Origin of the sequence: Duganella levis, assembly GCF_009857605.1 — a bacterium.
GTDB lineage: Bacteria > Pseudomonadota > Gammaproteobacteria > Burkholderiales > Burkholderiaceae_D > Rugamonas > Rugamonas levis.
This window is the reverse complement of sequence record NZ_WWCT01000012.1, coordinates 19,382-37,563: the sequence shown is the minus strand read 5'-3', so window position 1 is coordinate 37,563 and position 18,182 is coordinate 19,382. Positions and strand designations below refer to the sequence as shown.

19 protein-coding genes are annotated in these 18,182 nt (G+C 63.9%); 13 read left to right on the top strand and 6 right to left on the bottom strand.

Going from position 1 to position 18,182, the window contains the following annotated elements; genetic code table 11:
• Genes GTP69_RS15620 through GTP69_RS15605 form a run of 4 tightly spaced genes read left to right on the top strand, consistent with a single transcriptional unit; the run spans position 1 to position 5,043 of the window.
• Entirely contained in the window at positions 1 to 1,344 is a 1,344-nt protein-coding gene (locus GTP69_RS15620) for a D-tagatose-bisphosphate aldolase, class II, non-catalytic subunit (protein ID WP_202424439.1), read from the top strand.
• 33 nt (positions 1,345 to 1,377) lie between these two features.
• Complete coding sequence (locus tag GTP69_RS15615) at positions 1,378 to 2,145, top strand: DeoR family transcriptional regulator (protein ID WP_161055736.1); 768 nt, start codon at positions 1,378 to 1,380, stop codon at positions 2,143 to 2,145.
• Positions 2,146 to 2,149: 4 nt separating this feature from the next.
• Positions 2,150 to 3,247: an N-acetylglucosamine-6-phosphate deacetylase gene (nagA, locus tag GTP69_RS15610; RefSeq protein WP_161055735.1), complete on the top strand. Its 1,098-nt coding sequence runs from the start codon at positions 2,150 to 2,152 to the stop codon at positions 3,245 to 3,247.
• 11 nt (positions 3,248 to 3,258) lie between these two features.
• Entirely contained in the window at positions 3,259 to 5,043 is a 1,785-nt protein-coding gene (locus tag GTP69_RS15605) for an MFS transporter (RefSeq protein WP_229260971.1), read from the top strand.
• Here the strand turns inward: GTP69_RS15605 and GTP69_RS15600 are convergent, their stop codons facing one another.
• On the bottom strand, positions 5,044 to 5,832 hold the full coding sequence (locus GTP69_RS15600) for an alpha/beta fold hydrolase (protein WP_229260970.1): 789 nt from the start codon (positions 5,830 to 5,832) through the stop codon (positions 5,044 to 5,046).
• A gap of 79 nt (positions 5,833 to 5,911) precedes the next feature.
• On the opposite strand from GTP69_RS15600, the gene GTP69_RS15595 reads away from it, so the two are divergent.
• A complete protein-coding gene (locus GTP69_RS15595) occupies positions 5,912 to 7,216 on the top strand; it encodes a M24 family metallopeptidase (RefSeq protein ID WP_161055734.1) in 1,305 nt (434 codons plus the stop codon).
• A 142-nt stretch (positions 7,217 to 7,358) separates the two neighbouring features.
• Positions 7,359 to 7,850 carry a phasin family protein gene (locus tag GTP69_RS15590; RefSeq protein ID WP_161055733.1) on the top strand — a complete coding sequence of 164 codons (492 nt, stop codon included), beginning with the start codon at positions 7,359 to 7,361 and terminating at the stop codon, positions 7,848 to 7,850.
• 59 nt (positions 7,851 to 7,909) lie between these two features.
• Here GTP69_RS15590 and GTP69_RS15585 read toward each other — a convergent pair whose 3' ends face one another.
• Positions 7,910 to 8,905: an SDR family oxidoreductase gene (locus GTP69_RS15585; RefSeq protein ID WP_161055732.1), complete on the bottom strand. Its 996-nt coding sequence runs from the start codon at positions 8,903 to 8,905 to the stop codon at positions 7,910 to 7,912.
• A 71-nt stretch (positions 8,906 to 8,976) separates the two neighbouring features.
• Positions 8,977 to 9,639, bottom strand: coding sequence for a glutathione S-transferase family protein (locus GTP69_RS15580; protein ID WP_161055731.1), 663 nt, complete (start codon positions 9,637 to 9,639; stop codon positions 8,977 to 8,979).
• 148 nt (positions 9,640 to 9,787) lie between these two features.
• Between GTP69_RS15580 and GTP69_RS15575 the strand changes: the two genes are divergently transcribed.
• The 7 genes from GTP69_RS15575 to GTP69_RS15545 all read left to right on the top strand — a co-directional run bounded on the left by GTP69_RS15575 (position 9,788) and on the right by GTP69_RS15545 (position 15,414).
• The gene (locus GTP69_RS15575; protein ID WP_161055730.1) at positions 9,788 to 10,585 is read left to right on the top strand and encodes a MipA/OmpV family protein; all 798 of its coding nucleotides are present in this window, start codon (positions 9,788 to 9,790) and stop codon (positions 10,583 to 10,585) included.
• A 72-nt stretch (positions 10,586 to 10,657) separates the two neighbouring features.
• Entirely contained in the window at positions 10,658 to 11,515 is an 858-nt protein-coding gene (locus tag GTP69_RS15570) for a CPBP family intramembrane glutamic endopeptidase (protein WP_161055729.1), read from the top strand.
• Positions 11,508 to 13,391: an AI-2E family transporter gene (locus tag GTP69_RS15565; protein WP_371867958.1), complete on the top strand. Its 1,884-nt coding sequence runs from the start codon at positions 11,508 to 11,510 to the stop codon at positions 13,389 to 13,391. Before GTP69_RS15570 ends, GTP69_RS15565 begins: the two co-directional genes overlap by 8 nt.
• Positions 13,388 to 13,762, top strand: a complete 375-nt coding sequence (locus GTP69_RS15560; protein WP_161055728.1) for a lysozyme inhibitor LprI family protein — start codon at positions 13,388 to 13,390, stop codon at positions 13,760 to 13,762. Before GTP69_RS15565 ends, GTP69_RS15560 begins: the two co-directional genes overlap by 4 nt.
• 14 nt (positions 13,763 to 13,776) lie before the next feature.
• Positions 13,777 to 14,043 carry an acylphosphatase gene (locus GTP69_RS15555; protein ID WP_202424438.1) on the top strand — a complete coding sequence of 89 codons (267 nt, stop codon included), beginning with the start codon at positions 13,777 to 13,779 and terminating at the stop codon, positions 14,041 to 14,043.
• Positions 14,040 to 14,969 carry a hypothetical protein gene (locus GTP69_RS15550; RefSeq protein WP_161055726.1) on the top strand — a complete coding sequence of 310 codons (930 nt, stop codon included), beginning with the start codon at positions 14,040 to 14,042 and terminating at the stop codon, positions 14,967 to 14,969. The genes GTP69_RS15555 and GTP69_RS15550 overlap by 4 nt, the downstream gene beginning before the upstream one ends.
• A 151-nt stretch (positions 14,970 to 15,120) precedes the next feature.
• Positions 15,121 to 15,414 (top strand): hypothetical protein, encoded by a 294-nt coding sequence (locus GTP69_RS15545; protein WP_161055725.1) that lies wholly within the window; start codon positions 15,121 to 15,123, stop codon positions 15,412 to 15,414.
• Between the two features lie 3 nt (positions 15,415 to 15,417).
• Here GTP69_RS15545 and phoR read toward each other — a convergent pair whose 3' ends face one another.
• From phoR to phoU, 3 genes are read right to left on the bottom strand one after another with little or no spacing between them, the layout of a single operon-like run.
• Positions 15,418 to 16,731, bottom strand: a complete 1,314-nt coding sequence (gene phoR, locus GTP69_RS15540) for a phosphate regulon sensor histidine kinase PhoR (RefSeq protein WP_161055724.1) — start codon at positions 16,729 to 16,731, stop codon at positions 15,418 to 15,420.
• 7 nt (positions 16,732 to 16,738) lie between these two features.
• Positions 16,739 to 17,431, bottom strand: coding sequence for a response regulator (locus tag GTP69_RS15535; protein ID WP_110848419.1), 693 nt, complete (start codon positions 17,429 to 17,431; stop codon positions 16,739 to 16,741).
• Positions 17,432 to 17,437: 6 nt separating this feature from the next.
• On the bottom strand, positions 17,438 to 18,151 hold the full coding sequence (phoU, locus tag GTP69_RS15530) for a phosphate signaling complex protein PhoU (protein WP_161055723.1): 714 nt from the start codon (positions 18,149 to 18,151) through the stop codon (positions 17,438 to 17,440).
• Positions 18,152 to 18,182 lie beyond the last annotated feature (31 nt).

The following is an 18,182-nucleotide window of genomic DNA, read 5'->3' as shown; positions in this document are numbered from 1 at the left end:
ATGAACACTACCGATTCCCTGTCCCCCGTCCAGCAGATCATTGCCGCGCACCGCCGTGGCGTTCCCACCGGCTTGTACAGCGTGTGCTGCAGCCATCCGAGCGTGCTGCGCGCCGCCATGAAGGTGGCCGCCAGTTACGACACGGTGCTGCTGGTGGAAGCGACATCGAATCAGGTCGACCAGTTCGGCGGCTACACCGGCATGACGCCGATCCAGTTCGTCGCTTATGTGCACGAGCTGGCGCGCCAGCAGGACTTCCCGCTTGAGAAGCTGGTGCTGGGAGGCGATCACCTCGGTCCGAACGCCTGGCAGGGACTGGACGCCGTCACCGCCATGGCCAACGCGGAAGTGCTGATCGCCGCCTACGCGGCGGCAGGCTTCCACAAGATCCACCTCGATTGCAGCATGCGCTGCGCCGACGATCCCCAATACCTGAGCGACGAAGTGATCGCCGCGCGTTCGGCGCGCCTGTGCATGGTGGCCGAGGAAGCCGCCGCCGGCGCCGGGCTGCCGCCGCCGGTGTATGTGATCGGCACCGAAGTACCGATTCCGGGCGGCGAGGCCAATCTGGCGCAGGCCGGCGCGGTGACAGCACCGGAGGCTGCGCGCCGCACGCTGGAGGTCCATTGCAAAGCCTTCCTGGAGCAGAACCTGCACGCCGCCTGGCGCCGCGTGATCGCCATGGTGGTGCAGCCGGGCGTGGACTTCGACCATAGCCGCATCCAGCACTACGATGCGGCGCAGGCGGAAGCGCTGTCCGCATTCGTGGCCAACCAGCCGGGCATTGTGTTCGAGGCCCATTCCACCGACTACCAGCGCGAGACCGCGCTGCACCAGATGGTGCGCGACCATTTCGCCATCCTCAAGGTCGGCCCGGCCGCCACCTTCGCGCTGCGCGAAGGCCTGGCCGCGTTGTGCCACATTGAAGAAGAGCTGGTGCCGGCCGGCCAGACCTCGCGCCTGATGCAAGTGCTGGACGACACCATGCTGGCGCAGCCCAAGCATTGGGCCAAGCACTATCCCGGCAGCAGCGCCGAGCAGCGTTTGCTGCGCCGCTATGGCCTGAGCGACCGTTGCCGCTACTACTGGGGTGAAGCGCCGGTGGCGGCCGCAGTCGCGCAGCTGTTCGCCAACCTGGCGCCGCTGGAGATTCCGCTGTCGCTGCTCAGCCAGCACCTGCCGGAACAGTATCTGGAAGTGCTGCAAGGCCAGTTGCCGGCCAGCGCCAGCGCCCTGCTGGAGCACAAAATCGGCCGCCTGCTGGCGCAGTATGCGCGCGCCTGCAACCGCAACGCCGCCGCAAATAGCACGGCGCCAGATGGCGTCACGGCTGCGATCTGTTAAGCTGCCATTTTTGACAAATTGATAGCACAGCAAATGCGACATACCAGTCAACGCCGCGCCGCGATCTTGCAGGCGCTCACCCAACACGGTTCGGTGCAGGTCACTGAACTGGTGGCGCAAATGGGCGTTTCCGCAGTGACCATCCGCACCGACCTGAGTGCACTGGAAACCCAGGGCCTGGTCACGCGCAGCCACGGCGGCGCCACACTGGCGCGCACGCCGCCGACCGAACACACGGTGCCGCAGAAGGACGCCATCAACCACGAGCAGAAGTCGCGCATCGGCGCCTATGCCGCGCGCATGGTGGAACCGGGCGACAACATCATCATCGACTCCGGCACCACCACCATTTCGCTGGCGCGCCATCTGCGCGATGCACAGAACGTGACGGTGATGACCAATGGCCTGAATATCGCCTGGGAGCTGGCCGACGCACCGGGCGTGGACCTTATCCTGACCGGCGGCCTGCTGCGCAAGCAGTCGCTGTCGATTCAAGGCACGCAGGCCGAAGCCTGTTTGCAGGCCTACAGCTTCGACAAGCTGTTCCTCGGTGTCGATGGTTTCGATTTGCAGTTCGGCGTCACCACCCACCACGAGGCGGAAGCCAGCCTGAATCACAAGATGGTGGAACGGGCCAAGAAGATCATCGTGCTAGCCGACGCTTCCAAGTTCGGCCGCGTCAGCCTGCACCGCATCGTCCAGCTGGACCGCGTGCACGCGGTGATCACCGACGCCGGCATCAGCGCGGAATACCGCGACGGCCTGCGCGAGGCTGGCATCGAATTGCTGATTGCGGAGTGATGCAATGCTGAGCGGACGTATTCTCACCCCGAACGGCTGGATCACCGGCAGCATCGATTTCGACCAGCGTATCCATCACATCACTGAAGACAGCAACGCCGACGGCGCGCTGACCATCCTGCCCGGCTTTGTCGACCTGCACGTGCACGGCGCGGCCGGCGTCGACATCATGCAAGGCGGCGACGCCGGCGCCACCGTGGCGCGCGCGCATGCCAGGCATGGCACCACCGCCATGCTGGGCACCACCATGACCGCCACCGACAATTCCATCCGCCGCGCACTGCGCGGACTGGCGCCGGTGATCGCAGAACGTCCGGCCGGCGCCGCGCGCATGCTGGGCGTGCACCTGGAAGGCCCGTTCCTCAGCATCCACCGTCTCGGCGCGCAGCCGGCCGATGCGGTCGCAGTCGGCAGCATGGATCTGGTGCGCGACTACCACGCCCTGGCGCCGATCCGCGCCATGACGCTGGCCACCGAAGTGGCCGACCATCTGGCGCTGATCCCGCAACTGAATGAGCTGGGCATCCGCGTGCAGATCGGCCATAGCAACGGCACTTATGAAGACGGCGTCGCCGCGCTGAAGGCCGGCGCTGCCGGCTTCACGCACCTGTACAACGGCATGACGGCGCTCAACCACTACAAGCCCGGCATCGTCGGCGCGGCGCTGGCGCATGCGGAATACGCAGAGATCATCCCCGACCTGGAACACGTCGCGCCGGGCGCCATCCGCGCCGCGCTGCGCGCCATCCCGCGCCTGTACGGCGTGACCGACGCCACCGCCGCCACCGGCATGCCGGACGGCGAATATGCGCTGGGCAGCCAGCGCGTGTACAAGTGCCTGGGCTGCGTGCGGCTGGCCACCGGCTCGCTGGCCGGCAGCGTGCTGACCATGGACCAGGCCTTGCGCAATTTCGTCAGCCTGGGACTGGAGCTGGCCGACGCCTCCAACCGCCTGTCGCTCTACCCCGCCGACTATCTGGGCGAGACAGAACGCGGCCGCCTGGCGCCGGGCGCCTGGGCCGATATCGTTGTATTGAACGCAGAACTACAACCGGTGGCCGTCTTCATTGAAGGCGAAGCCGTCGACCTGTCCATCAACTAGCCGGAGACTCGATGCAAAAACGCGCCATGGGATTTTTGTTGTTCATTGCAGGCATGGGTGGACTGCTGTACGGGATCGATGTCGGCATCATCGCCGGCGCCTTGCCGTATCTGGAATCGACAGCATCGGTGGCGTGGCGACTGAGCGCGCAGCAGTTGAGTTTTATCGTGGCGGCGGTGTTGCTGGGGTCCGTGCTGTCGTCGCTGTTTGCCGGCGCGCTGGCCGACTGGATCGGCCGCCGCTGGGGCATGGTGTTGTCCGGCGTGCTGTTCACGCTCAGCATCCCGCTGATCGCGCTGGCCGACGGTTATACGCCGCTGCTGCTGGGCCGCCTGCTGCAAGGCGTCAGCGGCGGCTTGATCGGCGTGATCGTGCCGTTGTACCTGGCCGAGTGCCTGCATGCGCGCCAGCGCGGACGCGGCGCGGCCCTGTTCCAGCTGCTGCTGACCATCGGCCTGGTGGCGGCGGCCATCATCGGCCTGCTGCAAGCGCACAGCGTGGAAAGCGCCACCGCCGCCGCGCAGCATCTGGGCGAGGATCAACGCGCCGCCGCCGTCTTCGCCGCCAAGGATCACGCCTGGCGCAGCATCTTCTGGTGGTGCCTGACGCCGGGGATCGTATTCAGCGCCGGCGCGCTGCTGCTGGCGGAGTCGCCGCGCTGGCTGGCGCGCAAGGGACGCATCGAGGAAGCGCGCGCCGCCCTGCTGCGCACCCGCTCCGCCGATGAAGCCGAGGCCGAGCTGCGCGAGATCCGGCAGGCGCTCACGCCGACCGCGGCCGCCAGCAAGGGGCCGGCCGCCAGCGATTCGCTGCTAAGCCGCCGCTACATGCTGCCGTTCCTGCTGGCCTGTCTGATCCTGGCGCTGAACCAGGCCACCGGCATCAACTCCATCCTGGCCTACGTGGTCAACATCCTCAATCAGGCCGGCCTGTCCGGCGCCACCGCCAACAGCGCCGACGTGGTGCTGAAAGTGGTCAACGCGCTGATGACCATCGTCGCCGTGGTGCTGGTCGACCGCAAGGGCCGCAAGTTCCTGCTGATGCTGGGCACCGGCGGCATTGTCCTCTCGCTGCTGGCGGCCGGCCTGCTGTTCCGCAGCGCCGAAGGCCAGCAGCGTGACGTGCGGCCGATGCTGCAAGCCCGCATGCAGTCCGACAGCCTGGCGCTGCGGCTGGACGCTGAAACGCTGCAATCGTTCGGCGCCGCCGGCATCAGCGCCAACGGCGCGCCGCTGCAACTGACGGTAGCCTATTCCTACGGCCCGTTCACCAACGTGCAGACGCGCCGCAGCGATGATGGCGCCTTGCCGGTGCTGCGCATGAACCGCGAAGACACGGTGCAGCCGGACAGCGTGATCGGCGCCTTCTTCCGCAAGCTGCACCTGAATCCCTTCGCCAGTCCGGAAGCAGGCCTGCGCGCGCCGTTGCGCATCCAGCGCGCCGACCTGGCGGCGGTGCCGCCCGCCGCGCATGGCTGGCAGGTGATGCTGATGATGTGCTTATTCGTGGCCAGCTTCGCCGTCGGTCCCGGCGTGTGCGTGTGGCTGGCGTTGTCGGAGCTGATGCCGACCCGCATCCGCTCGAATGGCATGAGCGTGGCGCTGCTGATCAACCAGTTTGTCTCGACCATGATCGCCGCCGTGTTCCTGCCCACCGTGGGGCAGTACGGCTACGCCACCATGTTCTTCTACGGCGCCGGCTGCACGCTGCTGTACTTCCTCACCGCCGCTTTCCTGCTGCCCGAGACCAAGGGCAAGACGCTGGAGGAAATCGAGGCGCGCTTCGCCGGTAAGTAATCAGGCAGGAGACAGGCAGGCTTCCAGCGTCAGTTCCAGCAGCGGGAAGTGGCCGGTTTCCACCTTGAAGAAGGCGGCCTGCGGGAAGATCACTTCCCAGATGGCGCGATCCTGTTCGGCGTCGATCATCGGATCGTAGGCGCCGAACAGCACCGACACCGGGCCTTCAAACGCGCTGCGCACCGGCGTGTGGTCCAGCGCCGAGAAATCGTCCGAGGTCGCGACCGAGGTCGGACCGTCGAAGGCGCCCGGCTGCTGGATCAGTTCCGCGAACGAACGCGACGCCTCGGCGCCGCCGTTGGGGCCAAAATACAGTTCCGTCACATCCGGCAGCTGCGACAGCGCGCCGAAGACATCCCAGAAACGCGGACGGCCCGGATCATCCTCGTACATCCCCAGCGCCACGGCCAGCTTGCCGGCGTTCGGATGGTCGGTATGCACGCGGAAGGCGCGGCGCGCCAGGCGCAGTGCGGCCTGCTCCGGATTGAAGGTAGGGGCCAACAGCACGATGTCCTTGATCAGCTCCGGCGCCTGGCGCGCCAGATGCACCGCCAGGTGGGCGCCGAAGGAACTCGCCATCACCGTCAGCGGCTGGCCGGCTTCGGCGGCCACGCGGCGGAATTCGGTCAATGTCGCTTCCAGCAGGTCCAGATAGGGACGCGCCGCGCACGGTTTGGCCAGCGGCTGATGCCACCAGTGGACGTGCGTCGCGTCCGGATAACGGGCACGCTCAAACACCGGACCCAGTGCCGGACCGCCGTGCAGATAAAAAACCGAAGGTGCTGCCATGTCTTCTCCTTAGCGAATGCAACGTGCATTATAAATACTGTTGATTGACATTGGCAAAAACCGCCAGCACTATCTGAGCATGAAAAAAATTCTCCTTGCCCTCACCATGCTGCTGGCGGCGCCGGCATCCGCTGACGTGCTGCCGCTGCGCGCCCAGGCCGTCGTCGTCAATCAACTGCTGGCGGAGCGCTTCGACCAGCTGCTGCCGGACATGATGGCGCAAACCGGCATCGATATGTGGGTGCTGGTGTCGAGAGAATACAACGAAGACCCGGTACTGAAAACCATGCTGCCGGCCGAATGGCTCAACGCCCGCCGCCGCACGATACTGGTGTTTTATCGCGACGCCGCCAGCGCCAAGGTGGAACGGCTGGGGGTGACGCGCTATGACGTCGGCGCCAGCATCAGGCAGTCGTGGGACAAGAAGAAATTCCCCAACCAGTGGGATGCGCTGGCGGACATCATCAAGACCCGCAATCCGCGCAAGATCGGCCTGAATACCTCGGCCACCTTTGGCCACGCCGACGGCATCGACCACACCGAGTACACCGAACTGCTGGCGGCCCTGCCGGCGGCGCTGAAAAGCCGCGTGGTGTCGGCCGAGCCGCTGGCGGTGCGCTGGCTGGAAACGCGCACGGAACGGGAGATGCAGATCTACCCGCAGATGGTCAACGCCACCCATAAAATCATCGAGGAAGGCTTTTCCGAGCGCGTGATCACGCCCGGCGTCACCACCACCGAAGACGTGGTGTGGTGGTTCCGCCAGAAGATCCGCGACCTGGGCTACGATACCTGGTTCCATCCGTCCGTGGAAATCCAGCGCCAGAATAACGAGCGCGCCAACCCGGACGTCATCATCCCCGGCGACCTGCTGCATGTCGACATCGGCATCACCTACCTGCGCCTGAACACCGACATCCAGCAGCATGTCTATATACTGAAACCAGGCGAAACCGCTGCGCCGGCCGCGCTACAACAAGCCTTTGCCGGCGCCAACCGCGTGCAGGACATTCTGCTGTCGCAATTCCAGGCTGGCCGCAGCGGCAACGCCATGCTGGCGGCGGCGCTGCAACAGGCCAAGGCCGAGGGCTTGCGGCCAACCATCTACAGCCACCCGATCGGCTATCACGGCCACGCGGCCGGCCCGGCCATCGGCATGTGGGACGCGCAAACCGGCGTGCCGGGCAGCGGCGACGAGTTGCTGCGGCCGCGCACCGCCTATTCGATCGAACTGAGCAATACAGCCGGGATTCCCGGCTGGCGCGAGCCGGTTAACATCATGCTGGAGGAGGATGCCTATTTTGATGCTAGTGGCGTGCGTTACATCAACGGCCGGCAGAAACAGCTGCTTCTCCTGCCACGGCCGTCGCCATCTGTTGAGTAGAGAAAACAAATAGTTCCGGCAAGCTCAGGAGTGCCATAAAGCGGCGACATTTGCGATGATAGCGGGGTGGACGCAAGGCCAAAACGTCCCGCCTCCCCCGCTCGCAATTCTCCTTTTTTGGCCCCCACCAGGAGCAAAGCTTATGAACTCGTTTGTTGAAACGCTGTCCCCGGCAGCACGCAATCATGCGGAAGCCCGCATCGACTACTACGCCGACCTGAACCAGGCGGTACTGCGCTCGCTGCGCCAACTGACCGAGGTCAACGTGCAATTCAGCCGCGACTGGCTGAGCGAGTCGACGGCAGCGCTGCAACGTGCGGTACAGACGACGCCATCCGCCAGCGGCGCACAAGCCGCTCCACAGCAGGCTGGCGCGCTGCTGCAAAAGCTGCAAAGCTACCACCAGCAACTGGCGCAGGTCGCCACCGACTTCCAGGCCGAGATCAACAATGTGGCGCAGCAGCATGTGCCACAGACCACGCGCACCGCCACCGAACTGGCCGATGCCGGCCGTCAGGCCGCCAGCAAGCACATGTCGGACGAAGCCAGCAAGTTCGCCAACATCGCCTCGCAGAACCAGGCTTTCCCGCAGGCCGCGTCGGTGCAGAGCGCCGATGAGGGTAACAAGAACTGATCCCCGCGCCGCCACTGTCTGGGCGGCGCATGGATTCCCGCCTGCGCGGGAATGACGGCTTACGGGCCGCCGTGGCCGCCGACCGCCGCATACACCTGGCCGGTGGCGTAGCTGGATTCATTCGACGCCAGCAATACGTACACGCCGGCCAGTTCGGCCGGCTGGCCCGGCCGTTTCAGCGGCGTGTCGGCGCCGAATTGCGGCAGTTTTTCCGGCGGCTGTCCGCCGGTCACCTGCAACGGCGTCCAGAACGGCCCCGGCGCCACCGCATTGACGCGAATGCCCTTGCTGGCCAGCTGCTTGGCTAATCCCTTTGTAAAAATCATGATCGCGCCCTTGGTGGCGGCGTAGTCGATGATGTTCTCGCCCGGATCATAGGCGTTTACCGACGCCGTGTTGATGATGGTCGATCCCGGCTTCAGCAGCGGCACGGCCGCCTTGGTGATCCAGAACATCGCGTACACATTGGTCTTGAAGGTCTCGTCAAAATCTGCGGTGGTCATGTCCAGGATGGAATCGCGCGAGAACTGGCGCGCCGCATTGTTGACCAGAATATCCAGCCCGCCCAGTTCGCGCGCGGCGTCGGCCACCAGCTTGTTGCAGAACGCTTCGTCCTTGATATCGCCCGGAATGGCGACCGCCTTGCGGCCCTCGGCGCGGATCAGCGCCACCACCTCGCGCGCATCGGCCTCCTCGGCCGGCAGATAATTGATGGCCACATCGGCGCCCTCGCGGGCGTAGGCGATGGCGGCGGCACGGCCGATGCCCGAATCGCCGCCGGTCAGCAGCGCCTTGCGGCCCTTGAGCCGGCCGGAACCCTTGTAGCTGGTCTCGCCATGGTCGGGGCGTGGATCCATCTTGCTGGTCAGGCCAGGCCACGGCTGCTGCTGCGTGGGGAACGGCGGCGCCGGATAGGCAGTCACCGGATTTTTCGGCGGCACCGCAGCGCCGTCAGCCGCGCCGCCGTGCGCGCCGGCCGGCGCCACGGCAGCACCCAGCAGGCCAGTGGCTGCCGCGCCAACCAGCGCGCGACGCGAGGAATTCGGATGATCCATGGTGTATCCTTTTTTGGAGAAGAAAGGCCATGATTCACCCATCCGCGCGCGCACACTGTGCGGCAATACGCTTACAGGAAGCGCTCGGGAATTTCCTGCGCAAACGGGTACATATTGAAGTACGGCTTGGCCTCCTCCAGCACCTGCTGCACCGACGGCCGCGTCACCAGGCGCTCAAAATAACTTTGCAGGTGGTGGTACTCCTCCGGGAACGGCAGCAGCGTGCAGGCATAGAACAGCGCCGGCGCCGCCGCGCAATCGGCCAGGCTGAACGCTTCGCCACACAACCAGCCGCGCGTGGCCATGCGTTTTTCAATCATCTTGTAGGCGGTCTTGAGCTTGGTGCGCTCCTTGGTCTGGTCGCAGCTCAGGCCGGTCAGGTGGGCGCTGACGATGGTTTGCACCGGCCCCTGCACATAGTTGTCGAAGAAGCGGTCCCACAGGCGCACGTCCAGCGCATCGTCCCAGTCGGCAGGGATCATCAGCGTCGGGCCCGGATAATGGCGGTCCAGATATTCGATGATGATCGAGGTTTCCGGCACATCGCGCACCTGCGCGTGGTCGCGCAGCACCGGGAATTTGCACAACGGCCAGATCGCTTCCAGCTCGGCGCGGTCGGCGTCATCGCCCAGATTGATCACGCGCTTTTCGAATACCGTGCCGTTCTCATACAGCGCGATCAGCACTTTGTGACAGAACGAGGCCAGCGGATGGTAATACAAGGTCAGGGACATAATCAGCTCCAAAGTGCATCAGGCGATACCAAAGATTGCAGCCAATGATACTTCAGCTATGCCGATGGTGTCGGAACGTATTCAGTGGGAAACTCTCGCCCGTCTGCGCCGGCCCCTCGCGCCGGCGGACAACCTGAACGGACCCTCCATGCGCCACGCGATCACCCTCACCCTTCTCTCCCTCTGCGCCTTCAGTAGCCGGAGCTTTGCCGAAGACGCACCGGCAGCGCCCGCCGCGTCGGCCAGCGGCGACAGCTTCACCGCCGGCCTCGGCCTGGCCTATGTGCCGGAATACGCCGGCAGCGACAAAAGCCGCGTACTGCCCTTGCCGGTGCTGGAGCGCACCTTTAGCAACGGCATCTTCCTCAGCACACAGAGCGGCATCGGCTATCAGACCAAGCTGGGCGACTTCTCGCTGAGCGCGGCGCTGGGCTACGATGGCGGCCGCAAGGACCACAAGGAAAATTACTTCTCCGGTTCCGACGCGCTGAAAGGCATGGGCGACATCGACGGCTCGGCACAAGCCGTACTGAGCGCTGGCTATCAACTGGGCAAGGTCGGCCTGAGTGTGAGCACCAAGCAGAACCTCGGCCATCGCGAATACGGCAGCACCTACACCTTTGGCGTCAACGCACCGCTGTACACCGACACCACCGACCAGATCGGCTTTGGCGCGTCGGCCGTCTACGGCGACGACAAGCACATGCAGACCTACTTCGGCGTCACCGCCGCGCAGAGCGCCGCCTCCGGCTACAAAGCCTACAGCGCCAAGGGCGGCTTTGAGAACGTCGCGGCCGGTGTGCACTGGAACCATGTGTTGGACAGCAACTGGTCGGTGCGCAGCGCCATCGGCGTCACCCGCCTGACCGGCGACGCCGCCGATAGTCCGCTGACCAAGCGCAAGACCACGCCGATGCTGATGACCGCACTGATCTATCGCTTCTAAATGCGAACATGGGCAAAGTGATATGATTAAGGGAAACTTAAGCGCACCTGATTTCCCTGCCTCCCCTGCTTGATGCCCATTCCTACACTGCTGACTTTCCTCCTGCTGGCCGGCGCCATCGCTGCCGTCTGGTCCCATCCGCTGCTGCCGGCGCTGCTGTTTGCGGCGGCGGTGGGCGCCGGTCTGGTGGCCGGCGTGCTGCATGCGCCGGCGCTGATCGCGCTGCTGCTGTTTGCCGGCGCCGCCTGGCTGGCTGGGCATGCGCGCGCCGCGACGTTGCGGGCCGTTGCGCAGACCATCACCATCCTGCTGGCCCTGGCGCTGGCCATGCACAAGCTGCCGGGCTTCAACAACCCGGTCCTGATCGACCGCGTGCAGTTGTCCGCCAACGCCCTGCCCTTCACGCAATACGCCAATTTCGACAAGGGCGCAGTCGGCCTGATCTTGCTGGCCTGGCTGTGCCAGCGCATCAGCTCGTGGTCCGAACTGGGCACGGTGCTGCGCCAGACCCTGCCGGTGCTGGTGCTGACGGTGGCGGCCACGCTCGGTTTTGCACTGGCTGCCGGAGTGGTCGGCGCTGACGTCAAACTGCCGCAGCAGACGCTGGGCTTCATCGTCGTCAACCTGCTGTTCACGGTGATTGCCGAAGAAGCGTTCTTCCGCGGCCTGCTGCAAGCACGCCTAGCCGCCGCGCTGCAGCGCTTCCGCTGGGGGCCATGGCTGGCGGTGGCCGTTTCGGCCCTTTTGTTCGGCGCCGCGCACCTCGGCGGCGGCCTGCGATATGGCATACTCGCTGGCATTGCCGGCATCGGCTACGCTTGGGCTTACCACCGCACGCAACGCATCGAAGCCGCCATACTGGTTCACATCGCCCTCAACGCGGTGCATTTTATTGGCTTTACTTACCCTGCCAGGATAGACGGTGTCTGATTCTCTTACTTCCCGCACTTTACCCAGCGCTGTAGCTGGCCTGGTGGGCACGGCCACGGTGCTGGCCCTGCTCTACTTCGGCCGCGACGTGCTGATTCCCATCACGCTGGCCTTCATCTTCAGCTTTTTGATTGCACCGTTCGTGCGCGCGCTGCGCCACCTGGGGCTGGGCCAGACCACCTCGGTCTGCACCGGCGTGCTGGTGGTGACAGTGACGCTGCTGGCGATCGGCGCGGTGATCATCCAGCAGGTCGGCATGATGGGCGCCAGCCTGCCGCAGTACCAGGACACCATCGCCAGCAAGATCGAAACGCTGGACCAGCTGACGCGCGGCACGCTCGGCAGCCTTGGCGGTCCGGCCGGGCAATTGATCGAGCACTTCACCGGCGACAGCCTCGACGGTCCTACGCCCGTGCTGCAAAACGATGGTAGCGCCAAGACGCCGGTGCTGGTGGAAATCCACGAACCGGCGCTGAAGCCGTTCCAGCTGCTGGCCAAGATAGCATCCTCCGTATGGCCGCCGCTGGAAACGGCCGGCATCGTGTTCGTGGTGCTGATCTTTGTGCTGCTGGAACATGAATCGCTGCGCGACCGCTTCATCCGCCTGGCAGGCGGCGGCGATTTGCGCGCCACCACGATTGCCGTCAACGATGCCGGCGAGCGCCTGTCGCGCTTCTTCATCTCGCAATTCCTGGTCAACCTCGCCACCGGGCTGGCGATCTGGTTGGGGCTGAGCCTGATGGGCCTGGGCCAGGCGCTGCTGTGGGGCACCATGACGGCCGTGCTGCGCTTCATTCCCTATGTGGGCGTATGGATGGCGGCGTTCTGCGCCACCGTGCTGGCGGCTGCCATCGATCCCGGCTGGTCGATGGCGCTGATGACGCTGGGCCTGTTCCTGGCGGTGGAAATCATCGTCGCCCAGACCATCGAGCCCAAGCTGTACGGCCATACCACCGGACTGTCGCCGCTGTCGGTGGTGGTGTCGGCGATTTTCTGGAGCTGGATCTGGGGTCCGGTCGGGCTGGTGCTGTCGACGCCGCTGACCTTGTGCCTGGTGGTGGCCGGCCGCTACATCCGCGCGCTGAAGGTGCTGGAGATTATGTTCGGCGAACTGCCGGCGCTGACCATGCCGCAGAATTTCTACCAGCGCGCGTTGTCCGGCGACGCGCACGAAATCGTCACCAGCGCCAAGCGCTACATGCAACACAAATCGCTGGCCGAGTATTGCGACGGCGTGCTGCTGCCGGCGCTGCATCTGGCCAGCTTCGATTTCAAGGACGGTTCGATCACGCCGGTGGAAGAAGAGAAAGTATCCGGCTCCATCATTGCCGTGATCGAGGCGCTGAGCGGCAGCGTCAAATGGTGGAAGAAGCGCAAGCGCCCCAGCGTGCTGAAGCGCGGCGGCATCGGCCGTGAGTTGCGCGAGCAACGCATTTCCGACAGCGGCGAATGGCAGGGATCGTTCGACGTGCCGGCTGGCAGCGTGGTACTGAGCATGGGCCTGGGTTCGTCGTATGCGGAACTGGCTACCGAGATCCTGGTGCGCATCCTGCGCGAGCAGAAGATCGATGCACGCAGCATGAGCCTGGAAGATCTGGACAAGGATACGCCGCCGGAAGCATCGGCTGAACTGGTATCGATCGTTTGCCTGGTCAGCGTCGACCCGCTGAACGACTGCGCGCTGATGGCGCAGACGCTGGAACGGATGCGCCAGGAACTGCCGAACTGCAAACATTTCGCGCTGCTGCTGCCGAGCCCGTTTGAGAATCCCGACTTGAAAACCTGCGTCTTCCCCACCGCCGACCACGTGTCGCGCTCGTATGAAGACGTGCTGCACAGCTGCCAGTTGGCCATGAAAGGAAGCGGTACTTTATGAAACGCCTGATCCTCCCCCTGTTGCTGGCCGCCAGCGCCGGCAGCAGCTACGCGCTGGACTGCGACAAAGCCTTCAGCACGATCGACCTCAATCAATGCGCGTCGCAGGCAACGGAGAAAGTCGAGCGCCAGCTGAATGCCACCTACCAGCAGACACTGAAGGAAGTTGCCACCATGGATGACGCTGCTGGCATCAAGGCCAAACTGGTCGACGCCCAGCGCCTGTGGGTCAAGTTCCGCGAAGCCGACTGCCAGGCAGAATACGCGAAGTGGCAAGGCGGCAGCATCCGCAACGTCATGTACAGCGAGTGCATGCAAGACCGCGCCAAACAGCGCATCCAGCAACTGGAACAATTCCCCGCCCGAGGCTGATGAGGAGACCACGCATGGCAAAACATCTGCTGATCACAGGACTGGTACAAGGCGTCGGCTACCGCGCCTCGTTTGCACGGCAAGCCGTCGATCTCGGCCTGCGCGGCTGGGTCCGCAACCTGAGCGATGGCTCGGTGGAAGCCGAAGTGGACGGCGACGCCGCCGCAGTCGACGCCATTATCAACTGGAGCCGCCAAGCCCCACCCGCCGCGCGCGTCGACAACGTTGCCGTCGAAGACACCACTACCAGCCACGATGCATTCAGGATATTGCTGTCTTGAGTGGTCTGCCAAAAATCCTGGGGCAAGCCAATTTTGGGGAAGGTTTTGACATGCACCAGCTAACTATGCGCGCAGCAAGGCAACGATACGCAACAACGCTGTGCATGCTGGCTCTTGCGGCTAGCGCGTTCTCACCGCCTTCGCGCTCCGCCGACGCGCCGCCGGTCTATCCGTGGCACCTGGCGGATCTTTGGTGGACTTTGCCTGCACATGAACGGCTCGATTCGCTCAGTATCGCGTTCGATATCTCGAACGACGTGCCGGACGATGCCGATTTTTATATCGCGCCACTCGGCTTGATAACTGTGGGCGGAGCGAACTTCTACGGTGGCGTGCAGACCCATGTGGCCGGTTGGCCAAGTGCCAGCGAACGCACCTTGGTGCCGCTTGGACGCGGCACCTTGTTTTCGCGTTGGGCCACCGGCCAGGCGATCGATCTGGACTATGCCAAGGGGCCACCGGGAGCGCATTTCGAGGCCGCTGGATACGAAGGAAATTTCGTGAGCGTCCGCAATTCCTGTAATTGGCACAAAGGCCGATATATTTACTCGGTCACCCGCGAAGTAAACGGTACCCAAAGTTGGCTTACCGCCACGGTCCAAGATGCAAGTGGCAAGAATATATGCACGCCAGGCTCGCTACGGATGGATAGTGCCGATGGATTGCTCGGCGCCCAGTTGGCGTCATTTGTCGAAGTCTACGGATCAAACTCAGCGATTCCGGCCGTGACCGTCACCTTTCATCGTCCGTCGCTAAACGGCCGTGCTATCGAGCCGTCCGATGTAGTCGTGAATTACCCGGAGAATGGCGTCCCGCAGGCACCGCGTTTCGCAGTGGCCGGGATCGCGGGCGACGGCGTACAAATAGCCGTCGCACCAAGACCGTTGAGTGACGGCATCCGGCAGCAGGTCGTCCAATTTAAATAATGGGCAGACCATGAGCGCTTTCACCTCATTCACGACGAGTGCGAGAAGAATGCGCGCTCCAAGGAATACTTCGGTTAGCGTCCGTACAGACCCGGCGCGGCGGTACGGCTAACTTGCTCCTATAGACCTCAAGGGACCTCAAGGAGCCAATATGCCCGCCGCCATCAACACTTCATCCGAACCTCACACCATCAGCCAGCTGTTCTTGCTCAGCACCGCCGAGCAGCGCGCCGATATCGTCAACCGCCTGCTGAGCAATGTCAGCCACGAAATGGTGGCATCGCTGGCGGCCAGTATCGGCGACTTTGGCGACGACCAGCATCCGAGGGTCACGCCAGAGCAAACGGAACAAATCACGCCAGCGCAAATGGAAGAAATTGCAACCACCGCCGAGCAGCATTCGCCCGGCGTGGTCAACAAGGTAGCGGCGTTCTACAACCGCTAGAGATCAGCCCAGCAGCAGCTCCGGCTGTTGCTGTACGACGGCGGTTTTCGGCAGGCAGACAATGAAGCTGCTGCCCTTGCCCGCTTCTGATTTGATTTGCAGCGTGCCGCTGTGGCGCAGCAGGACGTGCTTGACGATGGCCAGCCCCAGGCCGGTGCCCTGCGTTTCGCGCGAACGGCTCTTGTCGACGCGGTAGAAGCGCTCGGTCAGGCGCGAGATGTGCTCCGGGCTGATGCCGATGCCGGTATCTTCCACCTTGAACTTGACGCCGCCTTCGTGTTCCTTCCACACCAGGTGGATCTTGCCGCCGGCCGGCGTGTAACGCACGGCATTCGAGGCCAGGTTGCCGAACGCGCTGTGCAGCTCTTCGTACGAACCCATCACATTCGGCCCATCGACCGACAGCGTAATCTCATGCTTGCCGGCCGACAGCGCGCGCGCATCGCGCGCCACTTGCTCCATCAGCTGGTGTACATCGACCGGGTCCGGCCGCATCGGATAATCCACCGACTCCAGCCGTGACAGGGTCAGCATGTCCTCGATCAGATGCTGCATGCGGTGGCCCTGCTCCGTCATCAGCTTCAGGTGGGCGGCGCGGGTGGTCGCATCCAGGCCTTCCTGCGCGGCGATTTCGAGGAAGCCGACGATCACCGTCAGCGGCGTGCGCAGTTCGTGCGAGGCGTTGGCGATGAAGTCGCGGCGCATTTCCTCGATGCGCTCGGTTTCGGTCGCATCGTGCGTCACCAGGATCTGGCGGCGGTTTTCAAACGGAATGATATGCACGATCAGCTTGCGTTCGCGGAAGCTGATGGTCAGCGGCTGCTCGTAACGGCCGAGAATGATGTAATCCATGAAGTCCGGATTGCGCACCAGGTTGGTCACGCGCATACCCTTGTCGCGCTCGTTGCTGAGGCCCAGATGCTGTTCGGCGGCCGGATTGCACCACTCCAGGAACAGCACGTCGTCCATGATCACCACGCCGTCCGGCAGCAGGTGCATGGCCTGGCGGAAGCGCGCCAGCCATTCGGTCAGTTCGGCCTGGTTCTTTTCATCGTCGCGGCGCATGCGGTACAGGCGCGAGAAGATGTTGGTCCACTCGCCCCAACCGTCCGGCAGCTTGAAGCTGCGCGGATCGTCCATCCAGTTGCTCAGTTGGTAGAGATAGTTCAGCTGGGTGAACACCAGCGCCATCATGGCCAGCAAGGCCAGCACCAGTCCGGTCGTCCAGCCGAACATCCAGCCCGCCAGCGCGCACGCCGCCAGGATGATGGCAGTACGCAGCGCAGCAGGCACCCAGAACACCAGTTTTGGATTCATTTGAAACTCAGGTTTTTTCCGACAGCATGTAGCCTACACTACGCACGGTTTTGATCAAGTGTTCAGCCTCTTTCAAGGCCTTGCGCAGGCGCAGTACGTGGACGTCCACCGTACGCTCCTCGATCACCACATGATCGCCCCACACTTTGTCCAGCAGCTGGCTGCGCGAGAACACCCGTTCCGGATGCGCCAGCAGGAATTTCAGCAGCTTGTATTCGGCATGGCCGATGTCGATCTTCTGCTCGTCCATGGAGACGGTGCAGCTGACCGGGTCCAGCATGATGTTGGCGGCGCGCATGGTCGCTTGCGCGTGTTCCGGCGCCTTGCGGCGCAGCAGCGCCTTGGAGCGGGCCAGCAATTCGCGCGGCGAGAACGGCTTGGTGATGTAGTCATCGGCGCCGCTGTTCAGGCCGGCCAGCTTGTCCTCTTCCATGCTCTTGGCGGTCAGCATGATGACCGGGATGTCGTTGAATTGACGGTCCGAGCGGATGCGCGACAGCAGGCGCAGGCCGGTCGAGTCCGGCAGCATCCAGTCGAGCAGGATCAGCTGCGGGGTCTTGGTCTGGATGAAATCCCAGGCCTCGCCCGCGCTTTGCACGTTGCAGCAGTTCCAGCCGGCTTCACGCAGCGAGAACGTCACCAGCTCGACAATCGCCGGTTCGTCTTCAACGATCAGTACAGTTGTTTTATCAGATGCCATGTGTATTTATTCAGCTTGCGCAGGGACGTCGTCCGGCAGCGGGACGGTTTTGGTGTGGCGGATGTCTTTGCCTTCCACCACGTAGATCACGTATTCCGCGATGTTCTTGGCGTGGTCGCCGATGCGCTCGATGGCCTTGGCCACCCACAGCGTGTCCAGCGCGGCCGAGATGGTGCGTGGATCTTCCATCATGAAGGTGATCAGGTTGCGCATGATCGAACGGAATTCGTGGTCGATCACGGCGTCCTGGGCGATCAGTTGCAGCGCCTGCTTGCCATCGTTGCGGGCAAACGCGTCCAGCGCATCATGCAGCAGGTCCGAGGTGTTGTTGGCGATGCCGCGCACCATTTCGTAATGGTTGACGGTCACCGCGCCGCGTGCGTGCAGCTGCTTGGCGGTGCGGGCGATCTTGGTGGCTTCGTCGCCGATGCGCTCCAGGTCGGTAATCACCTTGATGGTGGCCATGATGGTGCGCAGGTCGTTGGCGGCCGGCTGGCGGCGCACGATCAGGTGGCTGCAGGCGTCGTCCAGCGACACTTCCAGCTGGTTGACGGCGTCGTCTTCGCGCATCACGCGGTCGGCGCGCTCGGCGTTACCAATGCGGAAGCAGGTCATGGCGTCGAGGAACTGCGTCTCGACGATGCCGCCCATCAGCAGCACTTTGCTGCGAATGGCTTCCAGTTCGTTGTCATACTGCTTGGATGAATGCTCACCGATCATGCTGCTCTCCAATTCCGATTTGATATTATAA

Coding starts and splice junctions, on each gene's coding strand:
- GTP69_RS15620 (WP_202424439.1), top strand. CDS start 1: ATGAACACTACCGATTCCCTGTCCCCCGTCCAGCAGATCATTGCCGCG.
- GTP69_RS15615 (WP_161055736.1), top strand. CDS start 1,378: ATGCGACATACCAGTCAACGCCGCGCCGCGATCTTGCAGGCGCTCACC.
- nagA (WP_161055735.1), top strand. CDS start 2,150: ATGCTGAGCGGACGTATTCTCACCCCGAACGGCTGGATCACCGGCAGC.
- GTP69_RS15605 (WP_229260971.1), top strand. CDS start 3,259: ATGCAAAAACGCGCCATGGGATTTTTGTTGTTCATTGCAGGCATGGGT.
- GTP69_RS15600 (WP_229260970.1), bottom strand. CDS start 5,832: ATGGCAGCACCTTCGGTTTTTTATCTGCACGGCGGTCCGGCACTGGGT.
- GTP69_RS15595 (WP_161055734.1), top strand. CDS start 5,912: ATGAAAAAAATTCTCCTTGCCCTCACCATGCTGCTGGCGGCGCCGGCA.
- GTP69_RS15590 (WP_161055733.1), top strand. CDS start 7,359: ATGAACTCGTTTGTTGAAACGCTGTCCCCGGCAGCACGCAATCATGCG.
- GTP69_RS15585 (WP_161055732.1), bottom strand. CDS start 8,905: ATGGATCATCCGAATTCCTCGCGTCGCGCGCTGGTTGGCGCGGCAGCC.
- GTP69_RS15580 (WP_161055731.1), bottom strand. CDS start 9,639: ATGTCCCTGACCTTGTATTACCATCCGCTGGCCTCGTTCTGTCACAAA.
- GTP69_RS15575 (WP_161055730.1), top strand. CDS start 9,788: ATGCGCCACGCGATCACCCTCACCCTTCTCTCCCTCTGCGCCTTCAGT.
- GTP69_RS15570 (WP_161055729.1), top strand. CDS start 10,658: ATGCCCATTCCTACACTGCTGACTTTCCTCCTGCTGGCCGGCGCCATC.
- GTP69_RS15560 (WP_161055728.1), top strand. CDS start 13,388: ATGAAACGCCTGATCCTCCCCCTGTTGCTGGCCGCCAGCGCCGGCAGC.
- GTP69_RS15555 (WP_202424438.1), top strand. CDS start 13,777: ATGGCAAAACATCTGCTGATCACAGGACTGGTACAAGGCGTCGGCTAC.
- GTP69_RS15545 (WP_161055725.1), top strand. CDS start 15,121: ATGCCCGCCGCCATCAACACTTCATCCGAACCTCACACCATCAGCCAG.
- phoR (WP_161055724.1), bottom strand. CDS start 16,731: ATGAATCCAAAACTGGTGTTCTGGGTGCCTGCTGCGCTGCGTACTGCC.
- GTP69_RS15535 (WP_110848419.1), bottom strand. CDS start 17,431: ATGGCATCTGATAAAACAACTGTACTGATCGTTGAAGACGAACCGGCG.
- phoU (WP_161055723.1), bottom strand. CDS start 18,151: ATGATCGGTGAGCATTCATCCAAGCAGTATGACAACGAACTGGAAGCC.